General features: G+C 45.8%; 1 pseudogene. It reads left to right on the top strand.

The features are described from left to right. Nucleotides 1-452, top strand: a pseudogene (gene fadA, locus R7044_RS25045) (acetyl-CoA C-acyltransferase); the annotation flags it as partial. Nucleotides 453-766: the final 314 nt, after the last annotated feature.

The following is a 766-nucleotide window of genomic DNA, read 5'->3' as shown; positions in this document are numbered from 1 at the left end:
CTTCCGCTTTATCTGATGGTGCATCCGCAATGCTGATCATGAGCGAAGAGAAAGCCAATGAACTTGGTTTGAAGATTCGCGCACGAATCAAAGGCATGGCGATCGCAGGTTGCGATCCATCCATCATGGGTTACGGCCCTGTACCTGCAACGCAAAAAGCGCTGAAACGTGCAGGTCTTGCAATTGAAGATATGGACGTTGTCGAGCTAAACGAAGCGTTTGCAGCGCAATCTCTGCCATGTGCGAAAGACCTAGGTCTGCTTGAGGTGATGGACGAAAAAGTGAACCTGAATGGCGGCGCGATTGCTCTAGGTCACCCATTGGGTTGTTCTGGCGCACGTATCTCAACAACGCTTATCAACCTAATGGAAGCCAAGGACGCCAAATACGGCCTTGCGACCATGTGTATCGGTCTTGGTCAGGGTATCGCTACTGTCTTTGAGCGCCCGTAGCCCTTAACATCACCAGTTAGGTATCAACCAATACCAGCAAAATTTGGTATTACACTTAAGGCGGCATCTTATGTCGCCTTTTCTTTTATTAGGCACCCTATAATTTATTCATAAAACACATAAATTAGATGATGAAGTTTCATTTTATTCATAAATAAAGAAGGCATACACTTACAGGCAGTTAATGGCTTGCTGCTCGTGGCATTCCTGCCGCGCTATCGCACACTCGGAGAACCTTATGTTTAATGCTCTAGTTCTAAATCAAGAAGACAAACGTACTATCGCCAACATCGAACAAATCGATGAAACACAAC

This window comes from Vibrio sp. 1402, from assembly GCF_033340275.1.
Note: the sequence above shows the minus strand (reverse complement) of the source record. Positions and strands in the feature narration are given on the sequence as shown.